Raw genomic sequence first — 3,205 nt, forward strand, 5'->3', positions numbered from 1 at the left:
GTTGTCACGCCGGCACACCACAAGGCGCGCTTCGGCGTCGCGTACTAGACGCGACCCGGTACCGGACGGGCGCGGCCCGTGGCGACCCCGCCACGGGCTTCCCGTCCGTCCCGCACCACGAAAGCGACATTGAACCAGGCCTCGGAGCCGGTTCAATGTCGCTTTTGTGGTTCGTCGCGCGGTCGGGCGCCGCGCCACCGCCGCGCCCGCCCGCGCGTCAGCGCTGCCCGACGATCGCGGGCAGCGGCACGTGGTGTCGCATGCGCACCGCGAGGTGCAGCCCACCCCGCCGAGCGAGCACGAGCCCGACGACCGCCGCAGCCACCGCGGGGACGCCCCCGGCGATCACCATGCCGACGTGGGCCCCGAAGTGGTCCACGACCTGGCCCATGATCGGCCCGCCGATGGCCTGGCCGCCGAGCAGCACGAGGACGTAGAGCGACATCACGCGGCCGCGGATCGCGACGTTCGACGACAACTGCACGAGCGAGTTCGACGCCGTCATGAAGAGCAGCTGCGACATCCCGACCGCGACCAGGGCGACCGTGAACGGCGCGATGACGGGCACGGCTCCGGTGGCGACGAGCAGGACGCCCGTCCAGAACACACCTCCGACGATCGTGCGGAGCCGGACCGTGGCACGCCGGGTGGAGAGCAGCGCCCCGGCCAGTGCGCCGATCGCGACGGCGGAGTTGAACACGCCGTAGCCGCCCGCGCCGACGTCGTACACCTCGGACGCGAACGCCGAGAGCAGCACCGGCATCGTCAGCGCGAACACCGAGAAGAACGCCATGAGCACCACCGGCACGAGGATGGTCGGCTTGTGCAGGGCGTACCGGAGTCCCTCGACGAGCTGTCCCTTCGCGCGCGGTGCCGGTGGGGTGCGGTGGAGTTCGGACACCCGGAGGAACCCGAGCGTCACGACGACGGCCACGCACGCGACGGCGTTCACCCCGAACGACCAGCCCGCGCCGACGGCCACGAGGAGCGCACCGGACAGCGCGGGGCCGATCATCCCTCCCAGCTGGAACACGCTCGAGTTGACGCTGATCGCGTTGCGCAGGTGCTGGTGGCCGACGATTTCGGTGACGAAGACCTGGCGTGCGGGGTTGTCGATGACGGTGACCATGCCGACGAGGAACGCGATCACCCAGATGTGCCACGCCTGCACGACCCCGGTCAGGGTGAGCACGGCGAGCACGAGCGACAGCACTGCGAACGCGCCCTGCGTGAGCATCATGAGCGCGCGCTTCGAGAAGCGGTCGACGATGACCCCGCCGAACAGTCCGAAGAACAGCATCGGGGCGAACTGGCACGCCACGGTGATGCCGACCTGTGCGACCGAGCCGGTGAGCTGCAGGACGAGCCAGTCCTGCGCGATGCGCTGCATCCACCCGGCGGTCATCGCCACGAGGTTCGTCGCGGTGAAGATGCGGAAGTTCGGCACCGACAGGGCGATGAGGGTGTGGCGCCACGGCGGGCGCTCGGACACGACGGGGAGGGGTTCGGTGGGCGGGGGGAGGGTCGTCGATGACGCACTCACGGCTGGGGGTCTCCGGACGTCGGGGGCGGAACGGTACCTCCCCGAAACTAGTTCGCCGACGCCCATTCGGCTCCCGTATGGTTGCTATCACTCCATTGCGATGTCGAATGAGGAGGTCCGGCGTGCTCGATCCGGTGCTGCTGCGGACGTTCCTCGCGGTCGCGGAGACGCGGAGCTTCACGGCCGCCGGGGTGCGCCTCGGCATCAGCCAGCCGACGGTCTCCCAACACGTGCGTCGACTCGAGGGCGCGGTCGCCCGGACGCTCGTCGCGCGGGACACCCGGGGCGTCTCCCTGACGGACAACGGGGACGCGATGGCCGGCTTCGCCCGGACGATCCTCGCCGCGCACGCCACGGCGGACGCGTACTTCTCGGGAGCGGCCACCCGTGGTCGCCTCCGGTTCGGTGCCGCGGACGACCTCGCGATCACGCAGCTCCCACGGATCCTGCGGGACTTCCGACGACTGCACCCTCACGTGAACCTCGAGCTCACGGTGAACCAGTCCGCGCCGCTGCTCCGCCGGGTGCACGCGGGCCAGCTCGACCTCGTGTTCATCAAGCAGACCGCGGGGGAGTCGGCCGAGGGGACCCGGGTCGCGACGGACCAGATGGTGTGGATGGCGCAGGACGGAATCGCGCTCGAGGAGGGCGAACCGGTCCCGCTGATCGTCTACCAGGCGCCGAGCATCAGCCGGCAGATGGCGATCGACGCCCTCGAGGCAGCAGGGCGCACCTGGCGGATCACCTGCAACACCCGTGACGTGAACGGGGTCCTCGCGGCGGTCCGGGCGGGCATCGGTGTCGCGGTGTTCCCGCACTCGCTCATCCCGGCGGACCTCGTGAAGGTGTCGCAGCGACTGGCGCTCCCGGACCTGCCCGCGGTGGACTACGTCCTCATCGCGAACCCGACGACGCAGCGGGAACCGGTCGACGCCCTGACGAACGCGATCCTCTCCCGCGGCGTGATCCGGGCCGTCTGAGCCACCGAGCGCGACGACCCGTCCGCGCGCAACCCGACCGCGCGCGACCCGACCGCTACGGCGCCAGCGTCGGGACGGTCCCGGTCCCCGTGAGGTCGGGCAGGGTCACCCCGGCCATCGGCAGCAGCGCCGACGCCACCGCCCACAGCAGCACCAGGGTGCCGACGCCGCCGAGCACGGCTCCGAGCAGCGCCACCGGACGCTGCCACGTGGCCGAGCGGTCGCGCAGGACGACCACCGACAGCAGGAGCGCGAGCACTCCGAGCACGAGTCCGACACCGTGCACCGTGCCGGGTGCCGTGAACCACCACGCCGCGAGTCCGACGGTGGCGATGCCGGCCACGGCGCCGAGGGCCGCCCCCGGTGTCGCCCCGATGCGGCGCGCACCGGCCGGAGCGCCGGTCGTCGCGTCCACCCCGTCCGCCGTCGCACCGGCAGCGGCTGCGCCGACCTGGAGGAGCGGCTCGGTCGGCGCGGGTTCGCGCACCACGGGCGCGGCCACGGTGGGCGACGCATCGTCCGTCCGCACGCCGGCTGCGGAACTCCGCGGGGCCGGCGACACTCCCCGGGCTGGGCCCGGCTGAGGGGGTGCCGACGGCGTCGGTGCCGGCGCCGCGACGACCTGGTGCTGCGCGAACCGGGCGGGGGTGCGGTACCCGACGGGGCCGCTCGGTGCGGGCTC

The 3,205-nt window shown here is 72.5% G+C and carries 2 protein-coding genes and 1 pseudogene; 1 reads left to right on the forward strand and 2 read right to left on the reverse strand.

Translation table 11 applies throughout. The annotated features are described in order from the left end of the window. Positions 1-217: 217 nt before the first annotated feature. A complete protein-coding gene (locus ACSW7Y_RS16705) occupies positions 218-1,543 on the reverse strand; it encodes an MFS transporter (protein WP_438127354.1) in 1,326 nt (441 codons plus the stop codon). Between the two features lie 122 nt (positions 1,544-1,665). Between ACSW7Y_RS16705 and ACSW7Y_RS16710 the strand changes: the two genes are divergently transcribed. Then, the gene (locus tag ACSW7Y_RS16710) at positions 1,666-2,523 is read left to right on the forward strand and encodes a LysR substrate-binding domain-containing protein (protein WP_438127355.1); all 858 of its coding nucleotides are present in this window, start codon (positions 1,666-1,668) and stop codon (positions 2,521-2,523) included. Between the two features lie 55 nt (positions 2,524-2,578). Here the strand turns inward: ACSW7Y_RS16710 and ACSW7Y_RS16715 are convergent. Beyond that, positions 2,579-3,205 (reverse strand): annotated as a pseudogene (locus tag ACSW7Y_RS16715) (hypothetical protein); the annotation flags it as partial.

The organism is Curtobacterium flaccumfaciens (assembly GCF_051548005.1).
GTDB lineage: Bacteria > Actinomycetota > Actinomycetes > Actinomycetales > Microbacteriaceae > Curtobacterium.